This is a genomic window from Gammaproteobacteria bacterium (assembly GCA_016705365.1).
In the GTDB taxonomy this organism is placed as follows: domain Bacteria; phylum Pseudomonadota; class Gammaproteobacteria; order Pseudomonadales; family UBA5518; genus UBA5518.
Genome location: JADIYI010000008.1, coordinates 1,389,979 through 1,408,776, shown reverse-complemented (window position 1 = coordinate 1,408,776; position 18,798 = coordinate 1,389,979). Strand labels below are relative to the sequence as shown.

Sequence of the window (18,798 nt, the reverse complement as noted above, 5' to 3'; positions counted from 1 at the left end):
TCATGGACAGCTTCCGCTTCGACGAAAAACACCTCTCCCAGATTCCTGCCCTGCAGGTGCTGGTCAATCTGGGCTTCCAGTATCTGACACCCGCCGAGGCGTTGGCTGCGCGGGGCGGCAGGGCCGCCAACGTCCTGCTGGAAGAAATCCTGCGCGAGCAGCTAAAGAAGCTGAACCGCATCCTGCACAAGGGCGGCAGCTACCTCTTCAGCGAGGAGAACATCCAGAGCGCCATCCAGCGGCTGAAGCACGTCAAGTACGACGGCCTGCTCAAGACCAACGAGGCGGTCTACGACTTGCTGACATTGGGCGTGGCGCTGGAACAGTCCATCGAGGGCGACCTGAAGAGCTTCACCCTGAACTACGTGGATTGGCGCGACCCGGACAACAACGTCTATCACGTGGCTGCCGAGTTCGCGGTGGAGCGCACCCGCAGCGTCGAGACCTGTCGGCCCGACATCGTGCTGTTCGTCAACGGCATTCCCTTCGCGGTGATCGAATGCAAGTCGCCCAAGGTCGAGGTGGCACAGGCCATCTCGCAGACCATCCGCAACCAGCGCGACGAGTACATCCCGCGCCTGTTCACCTATGTGCAGACCGTGCTGGCGATGAACAAGAACGAGGCCCGCTACGCCACCACTGGCACCCCGGCCAAGTTCTGGTCGAAGTGGAAAGAAGACATCGCGAACGTCGCGATTTCGCCGCTCTTGGACCGTCCGCTGCCGGAATCGGTCAAGGCCTCGCTGTTCGATCTGGCATTTGCGGAACTGGGCGTGCGCGAGGAGATCGCGCCCTACCTGGTCGCCCGCCAGGTGACCGCACAGGATCGCGCGCTCTACGCGCTGTGCCGCCCCGAGCGCCTGCTGGAGATGGCCTGGGCCTTCACCGTGTTCGACGGCGGTGTGCGCAAGATCGCGCGCTACCAGCAGGTGTTCGCCATCCGCGAGGTGCTCGCGCGAGTCAAACAGACGGACGACAGTGGCAAGCGCCGGGGCGGCATCGTCTGGCATACCCAGGGCTCGGGCAAATCGCTGACCATGGTGATGCTGGCCCGCGCGTTGGCGCTGGAGCCAGCCATCCGCAATCCGCGCATCGTGCTGGTGACCGACCGCGTGGACCTGGACAAGCAGCTCGGCAACACCTTTGCCGCCTGCGGCCTCTCGCCCGACCGGGCCGAGAGCGGCCGTCATCTCGTGGATCTCGTGGCCGATGGAAAGTCGCACATCGTCACCACCCTGGTGCACAAGTTCGACAAGGCGCTGGCCTACAAGAAATTCAGCGATGCCTCGCCCGATATCTTCGTGCTCGTGGACGAAACCCAGCGCACCCAGCTCGGCGGCTACTCGGCGCGCATGCGTCAGATGTTTCCCAATGCCTGCTACATCGGCTTCACCGGCACGCCGCTGTTGACGCGCGAGAAGAGCGATGTGGCCAGGTTCGGCGGCGTGATCCACACCTATGCCATCGACCAGGCGGTAGCCGACGGCGCCATCGTGCCGCTGCTCTACGAAGGCCGCATGGTGGAACTGGAGCAGAACCAGGCCGCCATCGACATCTGGTTCGAGCGTCACACCCAGGGGCTGACAGACCAGCAGAAGGCGGATCTCAAAAAGAAGTACGCCCGCGCGGAAATGCTCAACAAGGCCGAGCAGGTGATTTACATGCGCGCCTTCGATATCAGCGAGCATTACCGCCAGAACTGGCAGGGTACCGGCTTCAAGGCGCAGCTGGTTGCGCCCAACAAGGCGGCCGCGCTGCGCTACAAGGCATTCCTGGATGAGCTGGGCGCGGTCACCAGCGAGGTGATCATCTCGCCACCCGACGAGCGCGAAGGCTTCGACGAAATCGACGCCGAGGAATCCGCCGATGCGGTAGTGGCCTTCTGGCAGCGCATGATGAAGCGCTACGGCTCGGAGGAGGACTATAACAAGCAGATCGTCAACGCCTTCAAGTTCGGTGACGAGCCGGAAATCCTGATCGTGGTGGACAAGCTGCTGACCGGCTTCGATGCACCGCGCAACACGGTGCTCTATCTGGCCCGCCGGCTCAAGGACCATTCCTTGCTGCAGGCCATTGCCCGGGTCAATCGCCTGTACGAGGACGAATCCGGCAGCAAGGCCAAGGACTTTGGCTACGTCATCGACTACGTGGGCGTGCTGGGCGAACTGGACCAGGCGCTGACCACCTACAGCGCTTTGGAAGGATTCGAGGCGGCGGATCTCGAAGGTGCGCTGACCTCGATCCATGAAGAAACCAGGGCGCTGGCGCAGCGCCATGCCGAATTATGGGACCTGTTCAAGGCAGTGAAGAACCGCCAGGACGAGGAAGCCTTCGAACAGCTGCTGGCTGACGAGAAGCTGCGCGCCGATTTCTACGAGCGGCTGTCGGCCTACGCCAAGACACTGGCGATCGCGCTCTCCAGCGAACGTTTCATCACCGAGACACCCGAGCAGAAGCTGCGCGCCTACAAGAACGACCTGAAGCGCTTCGTCAATCTCAAGGCGGCGGTGAAGCTGCGCTACGCCGAGTCGGTGGATTATCGCGATTTCGAGCCGCGCATCCAGAAGCTGCTGGACACACACATCTCGGCCTCTGAGGTGGTGCAGATCAACGCGCCAGTGAACATTTTCGACGAGGCCGCATTCCAAAGGGTGGTGGAGGAGCTAGGCGCAGGTAGTGGAAAAAGCCTCGGCGCCAAAGCCGACACGATAGCCCACGCCACCAAGCGTGCCATCAGCGAACGACTGGAGCAGGACCCGGCCTTTTACGAGAAGTTCTCCAGGCTTATCCAGCAGGCCATCGATGATTACCGCGCCAGGCGCCTGTCCGATCTGGAATACCTTCAGCGCGTCACCGCGATCAAGGATGCCGTCGTCTCCCGCAAGGGCGACGACCTGCCGCCCGCGCTAAACGGTGACGCCGACGCGGCCGCCGTCTATGGCCTGCTGCGCCCCATTTTGGCGAACCACCTGAACGACGCCGAACAGGCGCAGACGATCGCCATCCAGGCGGCCATGGCGGTGTGGGACATCTTCCGGCGCAACCGCAAGGTGGGCTACTGGGATGATCTCGATGCCCAGCGCCGGACCATGAACGAGATCGACGACTACCTCTATGACGAGCTGAAGGGCGCGCGCGGGATCCCGCTTTCCACCGACGAAATGGACAAGATTATCGAGAAAGCATTGCAGCTCGCCCATCACCGGATGGCGGGATGAAGACCATGGTCGGCATTCTCACCTACGGCCCTGATACGATTCGCTACGAAGTGCGCTTTTTGGCCTCGCGCCAGACGCTGGTCATCGAGGTGCACCCCGACAGTCGCGTGCTGGTGCGCGCACCGCTGGGCTGCCCGCAGGCATTGATCGCCGAGCGGGTGCGGAAACGCGTTGGCTGGATCAGCCGGCAACTGGCCGAGTTCGATCGTTATCGCCCGCGCACTCCGGCGCGGCAGTATCTCAACGGCGAATCGCACCTCTATCGGAACGGCAGATGTGGATCGAACCGCCCTTGAGCAGTTGCGGATCGAGGACGCTTGAGCTTGGTGAACAATTGCTGTTCATCCGTGAGTTCGACGGCCACCGGGACAACCACACCTACGTCGAACTCTCGCAAAAGGTAGCGCACTTGTTGGGGCTGCATCTCGTGCCTGAACGCAGCGCCTACTGCCGGCTGGATGAAAACGGTGACGTCGAAGAGGTTGTGCGTATCCATAAACTGCAGGATGGCCTCGTGGTCACGATCAAGCGCGAAGACCTCGATGTGCTGCTCTTGATGTTCGAATCGTCGTACGTCTTGCTGTTCGATTCCACACGGTTCGACCCTGGAAATTTTACCAGCTGGGGCGATGGCCCCGAGGAACATGTCAGCCTAGTCGAAGAAAACCTCTATTACCGTGGTCGCGCCAACGCGGGCCGTGAAAGCTATCTGCGCGGGTTTCAGGTGACCGCGCCTGTCATCAACCATCGGCTACGGCGACGCCTGATGTGGGAATCCCCCGAACCAAAACAGTACGCCACCTTCATAGCCCACGACTGGAAGCACGCTGTGGTGCACGAGTGCTCATGCGATCCCGTTCATCTCGGCAACTACTTCGTCGAATCCGATCTGCCATTTCAAACCAGCCCCGCGTTTTTCCGGCCGGAAATATTGCTGAAGTACAAAGCAGACCCGGACAAGTACCAGATCGAAGGACGATCCATTCATTGCCGTGGGGCGTGGTTCCTGAAGAGCTACGACATCAACGAGGCAGGCCAGGCGCACGCCTACCTCTGCGATCTCAGCCTTCTGCCATATGCTGAACAACTCTACTGGAAGTCGTTCAACGAGGCGCCCAAGGCGGGGATCTCAGCGCGCGCTTACAAATCCGACTTCCTGGCACAGTGGGACACCTCCCCGGACCCGCTGGCAAGCCTGAAAAGACGCCTCGAAGTGTTGAACGGTGCAGGAATAGCGTGGTGGAGCCTGAAGAATCCAAAGCTGCCAGGTCGCGTGCACTACCCAGTTACGGCCAGCCAGGAAGAGTGGGCAAATGAACTGATGGCCCTCGACCAGTTGGTCGTCGAGGGGTTGAGCAGAAGCTATTTCAAGTCGAAAGCCGAAGCAGCCGGTATCACCATCGAGCCGCAATGGGGCAGCCTGAAACTGATCGGCGAGGTCCTTATGCATGCACAGGTAAACGAGGAGGAGGCAACTGCTGTCGTGGCCCCACTGAAATCGCTGCACGACTTGCGCACCAAGATGAAGGGCCACGCAGGCGGATCGGACGCCAAGGCGATCCGCGAGGCACTGATCGCGCAGCACGGCGATCTGAGGTCGCATTTTCGCGCCCTCGTCGATAACTGTGGCCGCGCAATTGCTCTGATGATTGAGTTTGCAGACGCAGGTGTCCTCTGATACCCCACGCCGCGTCAAACGCTTCGTGGATGGCCCCCTGCTCGGCGCACCTCAAATCGTCGAGGAACTGTGCGCGCTGGTACGCAAGACCGTCGCCATGGTGGCACTCATCCACTAAGCGCTCGCACCGCTCGCCGGAGACATCACGTGCGTTTTAGTCCACGGCTCCGTCGTCTAAGACGCGGAAACCGCCAGCAGCCATATCGAGTTGACCGTCGAGTGATGTAGCTTTTCGCGCCGGGCGATCTCGCTGCCACCGCCGACCAGGGAATACTCACCTCCCTTCGAACGGCAGATGGGGCGGGAAGTGCATATTGTCAGTTTTTGCCAAACCGCCTATCTTGCAGGCATGAGCACCATGAATATTTCCCTGCCCGAAACGCTGAAATCCTTCGTTGACGATCAGGTCAGCCAGCGTGGCTACGGCACCAGCAGCGAGTACGTGCGCGAACTGATCCGCAAGGATCAGGATCGTCTGCAACTGCGTGGTCTGCTGCTCGCGGGTGCATCTTCCGCATCTGTCGCACCAGCCGCTGCCAGCTACTTTGAAGGTCTGCGCAGCCGGATGCGCCAAAGCGCCAAGTCCAGCCCCAAAGCGTGAAAGCCAAGCCTGTCATCCCCCGCGGCCAAGCCAACCGGGATGTGGATGAGGCAATTGCCGGTATATAGGCGCCGCAACGACCATCGTGCTGACGACGCGTACTTTTTCGATACGTTTGGCGTCGAAGCACGTGCTGTATCCACAGAAGCCGTTTCCACCACCACACGACTCAGGGTCCCGTAACCGCTTCCCCCGCATTGATTGCATCCACCGCGCGCAGCGCACCGCGCATCGCGCCCTCGATATAGCCTACACCGCTGCCGTCGCCGACCTCGTGAACACGCAGACCCGCGGCGCGGAAGGCGTCGGCCTGCGTGGAATCGCCGGTCGCACCCTTGGCCACGATGACGTGCTCGGCGGCAACGCTGTGCGCAGTGCCCGCGCTGTCGACAAACGCGACCTTCCCGGTCGCGATGCGGATGTCCTTCGAACCGGGATACAGGCCGAGCCCGTGTTCGCGCAACTCGGCGAGCAGCCGCAGACGCCGCACCAGCGTCATGCCGGCGCCGAAGCGCGGCGCCTCGTCGATGATCGTGACGCTGCGCCCGCGCTCGACCAGGAATTCCGCGAGTTCCAGCCCCACCAGTTCGCCGCCGATGATCGCGACGCTTTTGCCGAGCGGCATCCAGGCGTGCGTGGCCTTGCGCACGAAATCGAGATTCGCGGTGAGCCCTGTTGCCGCACCCGCCTTGGTCGCTATACGCGTGAGCAGCGACGTCTTCTGCTGCAGGGCCGGTGAACTGTCGCCGAGCATCATCCCGCGCATATCGTCGCCACTGAACACGTGCGGGAGTTCGCTGCCGGGAATCGGCGGCATGTTGCGCCGCGCGCCGGTCGCCACCACCACCTCGTCCGGATGCAGCGATTTCAGCAACTCGGGGGTCGCCAGCGTATTGAGCCGCAGGTCGACATCCGAGGTCTCGATCTGCAGGCGCAGCCAGTCGAGCAGGCGTTCGTTCGCGGCATAGGCCAGCGCGGCAAAACGCAGCGTGCCGCCGAGCCGCTCGCTCTTCTCGAGCAGCACGACCTCGTGTCCGTCACGCGCCAGGCGTCGCGCCGCTTCCATGCCGCCAGGCCCGCCGCCGACCACCACGACGCGTTTGCGCACCGAGGGCCGGGGCGCATTCACGCGCAGGTATTCGATACCGAGCTCGGTATTCACCGCACAGCGCATGCGTTCGCGGGTGTAGATCGCGCTGACGCAGGTATAGCAATAGATACAAGGGCGGACCTCGTCCACCTTGCCCGCCGCGAGCTTGTTCGGCAGCTGCGGGTCGGCCAGCAGCTTGCGGCCCATGGCCAGAAAATCGAATTTGCCGGCCCGGATCTCGGCATCGGCGTGCTCGGGCTCCACCCGGCCCGCAGCGATGACCGATATCGAGACTGCCGCCTTGATCGCGGCGGCCGCCGGGAGATTGGTATTCGGCTCATGCGGAATATTCGAGCCCGAATGCAGCTTGCCCTGGCCGGTATCGTGGTAGGCACTGACCGCGATCCCATCCGCACCCGCCGCCTCCACCAGCCGTGCCGTGGCCGTTGCGTGCTCCAGCGTGATGCCGCCTTCCTTGCCCACCTCGCGCGAATCGAGCTTGACCCACACCGCAAAATCGGCGCCGACCTCGGCACGCACCGCACGCACTACCTCGAGCAGGAAGCGCGAGCGGTTTTCCACGCTCCCGCCGTACTCGTCAGTGCGCTTGTTGGTTTTTGGCGAGAGGAACGACGACAGCAGGTAACCGTGCCCGCCGTGGATCTCGACGGCGTCGCAACCCGCCTGCTTTGCACGCCGCGCACCCGCGGCGTAGGCTTTCACCACGACCTGAATGTCCTCGTGCTCCAGCACCTTGTAGGTCGGCACCCCGGCGCCCGCGAAGGACTTCAGCTCATCCAGCAGAAAGCCGTCGATGAAATCGCCCTTCATGGGTTCAGGCACGGACGGGCACCATTGCGGGCGTCCCTCGCGCGTGTCGTCGCCCGCCACCAGGCCGCCCATGTGCAACTGCACCGCAAACTTTGCCCCGTGACGATGCACGGCATCGACGACTTTTTTCAGCCCCGGAATGAAGCGGTCCTCGGAGATCGCGATCTGCCACGGCTGTACCTTCCCCACCGGGTACATCACGCCGCAGGCGCCCGAGACGATCAGCCCGACGCCGCCACGCGCCTGCTCCTCGTGGTAGGCGACGAGGAGTTCGCTGCTCGCGCCGTCCAGTTCACCGAAATTGGCGCCCATCGCGGCCACGACGATGCGATTGCGCAATTCGAGGGTGCCGATGCGACCGGGCGAAAGCAGATGGGAATAGGCAGTCCGTGACATGGGAATATCCTCGCAGCCGTGTTATTGAATCCGTGCCAGTATACTTTTCGCGCAGCCAAAGCGATTGTCCGCAGACTCCGATTGCGCATGACCAAATGTGACACCCGGCGCGCCGCGCCGAGTATGCGCGATCAGGCGTGCTGGCTGCTGACCGGCACGTTCTCTCCGGTCATGTAGCTCGCGTAGTCGCTGGCGAGGAACACCATCACGTTCGCCACCTCCCACACCTCCGCACCGCGGCCGAAGGCCTCCTTTGCCTCGAGTGCCCGCAGCAGTTCGACCGGCGTGGTCTTCTTCAGGAAATCGTGCATCGCGAGCGAGGGTGACACCGCGTTGATGCGGATACCGAACGGCGCGGCTTCCATCGCCGCGCAGCGGGTCAGCGCCATCACACCAGCCTTGGCCGCGGCGTAATGACATTGATCGGGCTGCGCGCGCCAGCCCAGCACCGAGGCGTTGTTGACGATCACGCCCGCCTGGCGCGGCTGCATGATGCGCAGCATCGCGCGCATCATGCGCATGGTGCCGTTCAGGGTGATGTCGAGCACCCGGAACCACTCCTCGTCACTCATGTCGACCAGCGGCTTCGTGCCACCGAGACCGGCGTTGTTGATCAGCACGTCGACGCCGCCGAGCCTTGTCTCGGCTTCGTCGATGAGCGCCTGCACCTGCTCCTCGACGGTCACGTTCGCAACCCTGCCGAACACCAACTGCGTGCCACCGAGCGCCTTCAGCGCCTCGACCGCCTGCGCGGTGCGCCCCTCGTGGATATCGCTGACGAATATCGCGCGGCAGCCCTCCTCCACGCATTTTCTCGCGGCGGCAAAGCCGATTCCGGCGCCGGCCGCGGCCGTGATCAGCACCGATTTTCCGGCCAGCAGCTCGTGGCCTTCTACATAACGTGGTGACAGTGACATCGATCGTTCCCCGTATTGAGTCTGGTACCGGCGCATCAACCGCGCACGCGCGGCTCCTTGGGCATGCCGAGCGCCCGCTCGGCGATGATGTTGCGCTGGATCTGGTTGGTGCCGCCGTAAATGGTATCCGAGCGCGTGAACAGGAACAGCGACTGGAGCCGGCTCAGGCCGTAGGGCGCCGCTTCGAGAATCTCGGCTTCCGGGCCGAGCACATCCATCGCCAGCTTGCCGAGGTTGCGGTGCCACACTGCCCAGTACAGCTTGTAGATCATCGCTTCGCGCGAAAGTGAACCGTCGGCCGTGCCCGACAGCATGCGCATCGCGTTGTAGCGCATGATGCGCAAGCCGATCCAGGCATCCGCAATGCGCTGACGCAGCACCGGATCCTTGCCGCGACCGTTCTCGCGCGCGATACGCACCACTTCGTCGAGTTCGTTCTGGAACAGCATCTGCTGGCCCAGGGTCGAGGTACCACGCTCGAAACCGAGCAGCGCCATGGCGATTTTCCAGCCCTCACCGGGCTGGCCGAGCATGTCGTTTGCCTCACAGATGGCATCGTCAAAGAACACCTCGTTGAACTCCGAGGTGCCCGTCAGTTGCTCGATCGGGCGTACCGTGACTCCGGGCTGGGCCATGCGCACCAGGAAAAAACCCAGACCCGCATGACCGACCGATTGCGGATCGGTGCGCGCGATCACGAAGCACCAGTCGGATTCGTGCGCCAGCGATGTCCAGACCTTCTGGCCGTTGATCAGCCAGCTGCCGCTGGCCTCGTCGCGACGCGCGCGGGTTTTGACATTCGCCAGGTCGGAACCCGCACCGGGTTCGGAATAGCCCTGGCACCACAACTCGGTGCCGGCACGTATTCCCGGCAACAGGCGTTGTTTCTGCTCCTCGCTGCCGTAGGCGATGATGGTGGGGCCGGCCAGGCCTTCACCGATATGACCGACCCGGCCCGGTCCGCCGGCCCGTGCGTACTCCTCGTGGAAAATCACCTGCTGCTCGATGCTCGCGTCACGACCGCCGTATGCCCGCGGCCAGCCGATACAGGTCCAGCCGCCCGCTGCCATGCGCTGCTCCCAGACCTTGCGCTCGGCCGAGTACATGTGTTCGTCGCCGGGGCCGCCGCGAAAGCGGATCTTCTCGAACTCCCCGCACAAATTCTCGCGCAGCCACGCGGCCACTTGCGCGCGAAAACGCTCGTCCTGTTCGCTGAACCCGAGATTCATAAGTCCAACCCCAGCGCAATGCGTTCGCGATGCGCGCTCGCATCGCCGAGAAAACTCTCGCTGGCGCGGGCCCGCTTGAAGTACAGATGCACATCGTATTCCCAGGTGAAACCCACGCCACCGTACAGTTGCAGCGCGGTGCCCGCGTTGTGGAAATACGCCTCGCTGCACCAGGCCTTGGCGAGGCTCGCGGCGCTCGCGAGCTCGCTGCCGAGCGGGCCGCCCGCGAACGCCTCCTGGGCAACGCAGGCGGCGTAGTACACCGCCGAGCGAGAGGATTCGGCCTTCAGCATCATGTCGGCGGCCTTGTGCTTGATCGCCTGGAAACTCGCGATGGCGCGGCCGAACTGCTGTCGTTCCCTGGTGTAGGCAACCGTCATGTCGAGAATCCGCTGCGCGCCGCCGGCCTGCTCGGCGGCGAGCGCGATGGTCGCGAGTTGCAGCGTCCGCTCGAGTGCCTGCCACGCCACACCCTCTTCGCCGAGCAGCGCCACGGCATCGATCAGGACATCATCGAATTCGATCTGCGCCAGCTTGCGCGTCTGGTCCATGCCCGGCAGCCAGCTGCGCCTGATGCCGGGCGTATCGGCTGCCACCGCGAACAGGCTGAGGCCTTCGTTGCCAACGCTTCCCGGTGCGCGTGCCGCGACGATCAGCAGGTCCGCGCTGTGGCCATCGACCACGAAACGGTAGCTTCCGTTCAGCAGGAATTGCTCGTTCCGGCGCGTGCACTGCGCACTGATGCCATTGCCATCCCAGCGACCCGAGGCGTCACACCACGCCAGCGTGGCGCGCAGCGATCCATCCGCGATGCGCGGCAGGAATTCAGCTTTCTGCTGCTCGCTTCCCGCAACCAGCAGCGCATTGGCGCCGAGACAGACCGATGAGAAAAACGGCGCGCACAACAGGTGCTTGCCCATCTCCTCGAGCACTGCGGCGAGTTCCACATAGCCGAGCCCGAGACCGCCAAAGGCCTCGGGAATGTGGATCGCGCTCCAGCACATCTCGCCACAGATACGCTGCCACAGCGTCGCGTCGAAGCCGGTTTCGCCGGCCATCGCCGCGCGCACAGCCGCGGATGCGCTGTTGTCGGCAAGAAACTGCGCCGCGGTCTCGCGGATCATCTGCTGCTCTTCGGTAAATGCGAATTCCATCGATTGTTCCTGTCTCTCGCTCGCCACCCGGGCAAAGCGGCCCGCCTGCTCCGAATGCGCTGCTCAGGTACCGAATACCTTCTGCGCCGGCACTTCGTCGGCCAGCAGCTTCTCCATGGCCGAGCCGACTTCCGCGGGTTCCCAGCGTCGCCCGGCATCGATGCCCGCCGTGCTGCGCCAGCCATCGCCAATCGCAATGCGCCCGCCCTCGATCTCGAACACACGACCCGTTACCTGCCCCGATGCCTCGCTGCCGAGCCACACCACCAGCGGCGCCACGTTGGCCGGGTCGTATTGATCGAAGCTGCCATCCTCGGGTTTTTTCATCATGTCCGCGAATACGTTTTCGGTCATACCGGTGCGCGCCGACGGCGCCAGTGCGTTTGCGGTGACGTTGTAGCGTCGCAGCTCCGCGGCCTGTACCAGCGTGAGCGAGGCGATACCACCCTTTGCGGCGGAATAGTTCGCCTGCCCGACCGCGCCCTGCAAACCCGCACCGGAACTGGTATTGATGATCCGGCCGCTGACCTTGTGTCCTTCCTTGGCCTGCGCGCGCCAATGGTTGCAGGCATGACTGCTGATGCAGAAATGCCCTTTCAGATGCACCCGGATCACCTCGTCCCAGTCCTGCTCGCTGAGGCTCACGAACATGCGGTCACGGCAGATGCCGGCGTTGTTCACCACCACGTGCAGATCGCCAAAGGCATCGAGCGCGGCCTTCACGATTGTGCCCGCATCCGCGTAGCTGGTGATATCCCCGGTGTTGGCAATCGCGCGCGCGCCGCGCGCCTCGATTTCCGCCACGGTGCGTTGCGCGGCCTGCGCATTGATGTCGTTGACCACGACCCGCGCACCCTCTGCCGCAAAGGCAAGCGCATACTCGCGCCCCAGCCCGCCACCGGCCCCGGTAATGATCACCACCCGTCCGTCACATAGTCCCGCCATTTGCTTCGCTCCTGTTTCGCTGCAACTTCAAATTTCCGCTCGTCTCCGCATTACCACGTATTCCGGGCTCCTCCCGGGGCGAGGCTCTCGCTCTGGCAATTCCAAGTCATTGCCATGAATTCCGGGCAGCGCCCGGGGCGGGCTCGCGCTTTCGCCATGCCAACACCTTGCCAGGTATTCCGGGCAGCGCCCGGGGCGGGCTCGCGCTCCCGCTACCGCCGCCTGGCACATCCCTGTGCGGCGGCTACCGTTGTTCGCAAAATCGTTCCCGACGATTTTCCGAACAAAGCGCGCTCAAGCGCGAGCCCGCCCCGAGCGCTGCCCTGCGTCGCTGGCACGACAACTATCCAATATCCGTCGCTCCCACCAACCTGGTCGCGAGGCCGCTGCCCGGCACCACGCTAGCGGGACCCTGCGTCGCCTGGATGGCGACGCCGGAGCCCACAGGGATGTGTTTACGGCGTGTCCCGCAGGTGTGGTGCCGGGCGGCGGCCTCGCCTCACTCACAATCGCTCGATAATCGTGACATTCGCCTGGCCGCCGCCCTCGCACATGGTCTGCAGGCCATAACGCCCGCCGCGGCGTTCGAGTTCGTGCAGCAGCGTGGTCATCAGCTTGGTGCCGGTCGCGCCGAGTGGATGTCCGAGCGCGATCGCGCCGCCATTCACATTGGTGCGCTCATGCGGATAGCCGATGTCCTTCAGCCAGGCCATCGGCACCGGCGCGAAGGCCTCGTTGATCTCGACCAGGTCGATGTCAGCGAGCTTCATGCCGGTCTTCTTCAGCGCGCGCTGGGTGGCCGGGATCGGCGCGGTCAGCATCCATACCGGGTCGTCGGCCCAGATGCTCATATGGTGGATACGTGCGCGCGGCTTGAGGTTGTAGCGCTTCAGTGCCGCTTCCGAGACGATCAGCATCGCCGACGCCGCATCGCAGGTCTGGCTCGAGACCGCCGCCGTGATCCGCCCGTCGGGAATCAACGGCTGCAGCGTGGCCATGCGCTCGAGGCTGGTATCACGGCGCGCGGTCTCGTCCATCAGCAGGCCTTCGCAGGGCACGATCTCGCGATCGAAACGTCCCGCGTCGATGGCCTCGATGGCGCGCCGATGGCTTTCGAGTGCGAACTCCTCCATCTCGCGGCGCGAGAGATTCCACTTGCCGGCAATCATTTCCGCGGAATTGAATTGCGAGACCTCCACATTGCCATAGCGCTCCACCCAGCCCTTGGAGCCGGAGAACGGATCGCTGAAGCCGAGCGGTGCGGCAGCCGTCATGGCTGCGCTGATCGGGATCTGGGTCATGGTCTGCACGCCGCCGGCAACGATCACATCATGCACGCCGCTCATCACTGCCTGCGCCGCGAAATGCACCGCCTGCTGCGAGGAGCCGCACTGGCGGTCGATGGTCACGCCCGGCACGTTCTGCGCCAGTCCGGCCGCGACCCAGCAGGTACGCGCGATGCAACCCGCGAGCGGACCGATGTTATCGAGACAGCCGAACACCACGTCCTCGTATTCATGATCGGGTATCGGGTTGCGCGCGACCAGCGCCTTCAGCACGTGCGCACCGAGATCGGCACCGTGCACATGCGCCAGCGATCCCTTGCGTCTTCCGGTCGGCGTACGCAGGGCATCAACGATATAGGCTTCGGCCATTGTTCGATCCTCTGTTGTTCATGATTCCGGAATCGTCCGGATTGTCAGAAAGTTTCCGCCGCGCCGATCCGCGCCCCGTCGCAGAGCACGAAATCCGCCACCCGCTGCTTGTGAAACGCGCGATCGCCCCAGGCGCTGTCGAGCGACCACGCGCGCTTGGCGAAGATATGCACATCTACTTCCCAGGTGTAGCCCATCGCCCCGTGCACCTGGATGCTGTTGCGCGCCGCCAGCAGCGCCGCCTCGCAGGCCACGAGCTTGGCGTGCGAAACCGACACCGCCGCGCGAGCCGAGCCGTGCGCGATATCGTAAGCGGCCCGATGGACCGGTGCTCTTGCATAATCGAGTTTCACCGCGACATTGGCCAGCAGGTGCTGCACCGCCTGGAAGGAGCCTATTGGCTGGCCGAACTGCTGGCGGTCCCGCGTGTAGGCGACCGACAGGTCGACCAGGCGTTGCGTGAGCCCGAGGCATTGCGCCGCCGCACCGAGCGCCGCGCGGTTCAGGGCCGCATCGAGCAAGGCCCGCCCCGTCGCGCCGGCGACTACGAGCGTGGCGGCCACAGGCTGCCAATCAACGCGGAACAACCTGCGCGAGGGATCCAGGCTCGGGTTGGCCGTGAGCTGCACCGCCTCCGGTGGCACCGCGTGCAATTCCTCGCCATGTTGCAGCAGCAACAGGTTGGCGACGTGGGCATCGGCCACCAGCGGATTGCAAGCGAGGCCGATCGCGATGCGCGCCTCGCCCGCCGCAATGCGCGGTAGCCACTGCGCTGCCAGCGAGGCATTCCCGCAATCACGCAGCAGCGGCACGCCGACCAGTACCGTTTCCACCAGCGGTTCGGCCAATGCCACGTAGCCGCACTCCTCGGCCAGCAGCACGAAATCCACCTCGTTCATGCCGAGACCGTCGTGCGCCTCGGGCACCAGGATCCCGTTGAGCCCAAGCGCACCGAGTTGCGACCACAACGCGTCCGAACGCCCGCTGGCGTTGTCCCACGATTCACGGATACGCTCGGGCGTGATCTCGGTACGCAGGAAATCGCGCGCGCTCTGCTGAAACAGTTGCTGGTCTTCGGAAAAGCTGAAATCCATCCGGGTTCTCCGCTCAGGCGCGCGGCATGCCGAGCAGACGCTGGGCAATGATGTTGCGCTGTATCTCGTTGGCACCGGCGTAGATGCTGCCGGACTGCGAAAACAGGAAACCGTCGAGCCAGTTGCCGACATCGCCGGCATCCGGTGCGTGCGGCAACAGCTCGGCGCGCGCACCGAGAATCGCGAGTGCGGTTTCGTGCATGCGCTGATCGAGCTCCGACCAGAAAATCTTGTTGGTGCTGGCCTCCTCGCCGATCTTGCCGCCATTGATCAGGCGGCAGGCGGTCTGGTAGGTGGTCAGGCAATAGGCCTCGGCATCCATCCAGGCGCGGATCACCGCATCGCGCACCGCGGGATCGCGATCGGCGCTGGTGCGGTTGGCCCGGTAGAGCTGGACCAGCCGGGCGGCGGTCTGCTGAAAGCGCGCCGGGCTGCGCAGCATCAGGCCGCGCTCGAAGCCGGCCGTTGCCATCGCGACGCTCCAGCCACGCCCCTCGTCACCGAGGCGGCAATCAACGGGCACCTTCACGTTGTCGAAAAATATTTCCGCGAAACCGGGCAGTCCATCGAGCTGCGGGATCGGACGCACGGTGATGCCCTCGAGATTCATCGGCACGAGGATGAACGTGAGGCCCTTGTGCCGTTCGGAAGCGGGATCGGAGCGGAACATGCCGAAGCACCAGTCGGCCCATACCGCACGCGTCGACCAGGTCTTCTGGCCGTTGATCACGTAGTGATCACCCCGGCGCTCGGCCTTGGCGCGAATCGCCGCCATATCCGATCCGGCACCGGGTTCCGACCAGCCCTGGCACCACACCTCCTCACCGGTTGCCATTTTTGGCAGGAAGCGCTGCTTCTGCTCGGCGGTGCCGTATTCCATCAAGGTGGGGCCGAGCAGGAAGATGCCGTTCTGGTTTACCCGCAACGGTGCGCCGGCACGCCAGTATTCCTCCTCGAAGATCAGCCACTCGATGAGATCGCAGCCGCGCCCACCGAGCTCTTGCGGCCAGGTGACCATGCCCCAGCGGCCGCTGTTGAGCTTTGCCTCCCACGCGCGGTGCTGCCTGAAGCCCTCCGCGGTATCGAAACTCGGCAACGGTTCGGCCGGCACATGCGCCGCGAGCCAGCTGCGGATTTCCTGCCTGAACGCGTTCTGCGCGGGGGTGAATTCCAGGTTCATGCGTCTGTGGTTCCGTATTCAGCCGGTGAATTTCGCATCGCGCTTCTGCACGAATGCATCACGCGCTTCCTGCGAATCCTTGGTGGAGTACGCCTCCAGCGTGAAGCCCTGTTCGCCGCGGTACTTGTCCTCGAGGTTGCCGTCCTCGATTCCGTTGAGCGCCTCCTTGGCAAGGCTGATCATCGCCGGGCTCTTGGCCGCGATCTTGACCGCGATCTCGCGCGCCGCGGCACGCAACTGCGCGCGCGGTACCACGCGCTCGACGGCGCCGAGACGATAGGCTTCGGCGGCGTCGATCATCTCGCCGGTAAAATACATGTAACGCACTTTCTGTACCGGGAACAGGCGCTGCAGATGCGCCCCGCCGCCCATCGCGCCGCGATCGACCTCGGGTACGCCAAAACGCGCGCACTCGGATGCCACCACGATATCCGCCGCGCCGCTGATCCCGATGCCGCCGCCCAGCACGAAGCCATGCACCGCCACGATCACCGGCTTCGGGTTCAGATGTACCGCGCGAAAGGTATCGTAATTGCCCTTGTTGACCTTCACGATCAGCGAGCGGTCGGAGGCCAGCTCCTTGATATCCACGCCGGCGCAGAAACCGCGCCCCTCGGCCGCGATGATGATCACGCGCACCGCATCGTTGGTTCCGAGCGCCTCGATCTCGGCGGCAATCGCCGCCCAGCCCGCGCTGTCGAACGCATTCACCGGCGGATGGTCGAACACCAGTTCCGCGATACCTTCACCGATCGTGGTGCTGAATGGTTTGCTCATATCGGGGTCGCTCCTGCAGTAGTTTCCTGGTGCATCCAAAGAATCGAACCCACACGCCGGCACTTCGATTTCGAGCCAAGGCGCGGAGTTCCCGTCATCGAGACCGGCACGGCGGCCGGATTCGCAAGCTCCGCATGGCTTCTCTCGTCATTTCGACCGTGCCGCCAGCGCACCCAGGCACTCCTCGGCCTCGGCAACGATGCGTGCAATCAGTTCCGCGCAGTCCGGCAGGTCGGAGATCACGCCGGCGACCTGTCCGCTCGGCAACACGCCCTGTTCGGGGTGACCATCGACCATCGCGCGCTGGATGATCATCGGCGCATTGGCCGACATGATTGCCTGCGAGAGCGTCAGACCGTCGTCGTCACGCTGCATCGCGATCGCGGATTTCAGCAATTGCAGGATGCCCGCGCCGGTGTGGCGGCGAAACGCCAGGCCATTGCGCAGCGCGATCAACAGTTTTTTCAGGGCGCCGGCGCGCTCCAGCTCACCGAGCATCTCGTTCATCACCATGCGTTGCGGCATGCCGTCTATCGCCCGCGAGACGATGATATCGGCCGGGTTCGCACAGCTCAGGTAGCGCTGCTTGGTGGCGAGCGGCACCGGGCTGTCGCTGGTCATCAGAAAGCGGGTGCCCATCGCGATGCCCTCGGCACCGAAAGCCATCGCCGCCACCAGTCCACGCCCGTCCTTGAAGCCACCGGCACCGATCACCGGCACCTTCACCCGGCACACCACGTCGGGCAGCAACAGCGTGGTCGGCACCGAACCGGTGTGACCGCCACCCTCGCCACCCTGCACAGTCACCGCATCGGCACCCAGCTCGACCGCTTTCACCGCGTGCTTGACCGCGCCTACGGTGGGCATGCACACCACGCCCGCATCCTTGAGCTTGCGGATGAACGCCGGCCCGGGCGAACGGCTGTAACTGACCGCGCGCACACCGTGCTTCACCACCAGGTCGACGATTGCCGCCGCATTCGGCTGGTACATATGGAAATTCACGCCAAACGGCGCGCTGCTCAGTTCCTTGGTGCGCAGGATATCGGCTTCCATCTGCTGCGCAGGAATGGTCGCCCCGGCCAGGAAACCAAAACCACCGGCATTGCCGGTCGCGGCAACGAGCCGGGGATCGGCCACCCAGCCCATCGCGGTCTGCACGATGGGATAACGGCAACCCAGTAGCTCGGTCAGACGGGTATGCAGCATTTCGGACATTGGATCGGTCCTTATCCGCGCGAACGGTCGCCGGGTGGATTGTCCTTCAACTCGCGCGCGCGCAGGTTGTGCGGATCCATACGGCGGATGATTGCCAACTGCTCTTCGGTGGGTGCCGCGGTGACCGGGATAGCGGCAGGTATGCAGAGCTCGAAGCCGGTGTTCTGCTGCACCTGTTCGACGCCGATGCCCGGATGCAGGGAGCGGATGCGCATCTGGTACCCGGGGCCACCGAAATCCATCACGCACAGATCGGTGATGATAAGGCGGATATCGACCTCACCGAGGCGGTATCCCTTTGCCAGACGCGCCGGGTTGTAGCCGATCGAGCAGACCGTGTCACACTCCCCCGACTTGAACACGCGATTGTTGTGCGCGGGCACGAAAAAGGAATTGGCGTGACTGATCGAATTGCCGGGAAAACCGCGCACCCCGAGCATCTGCACCTTGGGTTTTGCATGGTCCCCGATGCAGGAAATATTGGCCTGCCCGAAGCGATCGATCTGGGTCGGCCCGACCATCGCATGGCGCTTGCCGCCCCAGACGTTGTCGAAGATGCGCGAGAAGCCCATCCAGGTCTCGTAAGCCGGCGCAAAATCGGCAGCACGCGCCCCCACCGGGTTCGGTGCCGACAGCAGGAAAGCCTCTGAGTCCGTCATCAGCAGGTCCGGATTGCTGCTCAGCATCGACAGTGATGCCGCGAGCCGCGGCAACAGGCCAATGCCAGTGGCGAGCACTTCACCGTCGCCGCGCCAGGCCTCGGAGGCTGCCGTGATCATCAATTCCGCGAGCGTGTAGTCCGGTGCATTCATGGG

General features: G+C 64.0%; 14 protein-coding genes and 1 pseudogene. 4 read left to right on the top strand and 11 right to left on the bottom strand.

The genetic code is table 11. From position 1 onward, the window contains the following. Nucleotides 1–2 precede the first annotated feature (2 nt). From IPF49_14130 to IPF49_14115, 4 genes and pseudogenes are all read left to right on the top strand, one after another. Entirely contained in the window at nt 3–3,218 is a 3,216-nt protein-coding gene (locus tag IPF49_14130; GenBank protein MBK6288741.1) for a type I restriction endonuclease subunit R, read from the top strand. Between the two features lie 5 nt (nt 3,219–3,223). Continuing rightward, nucleotides 3,224–3,478 (top strand): annotated as a pseudogene (locus tag IPF49_14125) (DUF45 domain-containing protein). Nucleotides 3,479–3,492: 14 nt separating this feature from the next. Next, complete coding sequence (locus tag IPF49_14120; GenBank protein MBK6288740.1) at nt 3,493–4,896, top strand: hypothetical protein; 1,404 nt, start codon at nt 3,493–3,495, stop codon at nt 4,894–4,896. A gap of 349 nt (nt 4,897–5,245) precedes the next feature. Next, the gene (locus IPF49_14115) at nt 5,246–5,497 is read left to right on the top strand and encodes a type II toxin-antitoxin system ParD family antitoxin (GenBank protein MBK6288739.1); all 252 of its coding nucleotides are present in this window, start codon (nt 5,246–5,248) and stop codon (nt 5,495–5,497) included. A 169-nt stretch (nt 5,498–5,666) separates the two neighbouring features. Here the strand turns inward: IPF49_14115 and IPF49_14110 are convergent, their stop codons facing one another. The 11 genes from IPF49_14110 to IPF49_14060 all read right to left on the bottom strand — a co-directional run bounded on the left by IPF49_14110 (nt 5,667) and on the right by IPF49_14060 (nt 18,795). After that, entirely contained in the window at nt 5,667–7,814 is a 2,148-nt protein-coding gene (locus IPF49_14110; GenBank protein ID MBK6288738.1) for an FAD-dependent oxidoreductase, read from the bottom strand. Between the two features lie 131 nt (nt 7,815–7,945). Next, nucleotides 7,946–8,731, bottom strand: coding sequence for an SDR family oxidoreductase (locus IPF49_14105; GenBank protein ID MBK6288737.1), 786 nt, complete (start codon nt 8,729–8,731; stop codon nt 7,946–7,948). A 35-nt stretch (nt 8,732–8,766) separates the two neighbouring features. After that, nucleotides 8,767–9,960 (bottom strand): acyl-CoA dehydrogenase family protein, encoded by a 1,194-nt coding sequence (locus IPF49_14100; protein ID MBK6288736.1) that lies wholly within the window; start codon nt 9,958–9,960, stop codon nt 8,767–8,769. Continuing rightward, nucleotides 9,957–11,114, bottom strand: coding sequence for an acyl-CoA/acyl-ACP dehydrogenase (locus IPF49_14095; GenBank protein MBK6288735.1), 1,158 nt, complete (start codon nt 11,112–11,114; stop codon nt 9,957–9,959). Before IPF49_14095 ends, IPF49_14100 begins: the two co-directional genes overlap by 4 nt. A gap of 63 nt (nt 11,115–11,177) precedes the next feature. Beyond that, nucleotides 11,178–12,059, bottom strand: coding sequence for an SDR family oxidoreductase (locus IPF49_14090; protein MBK6288734.1), 882 nt, complete (start codon nt 12,057–12,059; stop codon nt 11,178–11,180). 503 nt (nt 12,060–12,562) lie between these two features. After that, the gene (locus IPF49_14085) at nt 12,563–13,714 is read right to left on the bottom strand and encodes an acetyl-CoA C-acetyltransferase (protein MBK6288733.1); all 1,152 of its coding nucleotides are present in this window, start codon (nt 13,712–13,714) and stop codon (nt 12,563–12,565) included. 44 nt (nt 13,715–13,758) lie between these two features. Further along, entirely contained in the window at nt 13,759–14,808 is a 1,050-nt protein-coding gene (locus IPF49_14080; GenBank protein ID MBK6288732.1) for an acyl-CoA/acyl-ACP dehydrogenase, read from the bottom strand. A gap of 13 nt (nt 14,809–14,821) precedes the next feature. Continuing rightward, complete coding sequence (locus tag IPF49_14075) at nt 14,822–15,988, bottom strand: acyl-CoA dehydrogenase (protein ID MBK6288731.1); 1,167 nt, start codon at nt 15,986–15,988, stop codon at nt 14,822–14,824. Nucleotides 15,989–16,006: 18 nt separating this feature from the next. Continuing rightward, a complete protein-coding gene (locus tag IPF49_14070; GenBank protein ID MBK6288730.1) occupies nt 16,007–16,765 on the bottom strand; it encodes an enoyl-CoA hydratase family protein in 759 nt (252 codons plus the stop codon). A 147-nt stretch (nt 16,766–16,912) separates the two neighbouring features. Then, entirely contained in the window at nt 16,913–17,983 is a 1,071-nt protein-coding gene (locus IPF49_14065; GenBank protein MBK6288729.1) for a nitronate monooxygenase, read from the bottom strand. Nucleotides 17,984–17,994: 11 nt separating this feature from the next. Beyond that, on the bottom strand, nt 17,995–18,795 hold the full coding sequence (locus tag IPF49_14060) for a ketoacid CoA transferase (protein ID MBK6288728.1): 801 nt from the start codon (nt 18,793–18,795) through the stop codon (nt 17,995–17,997). Nucleotides 18,796–18,798: the final 3 nt, after the last annotated feature.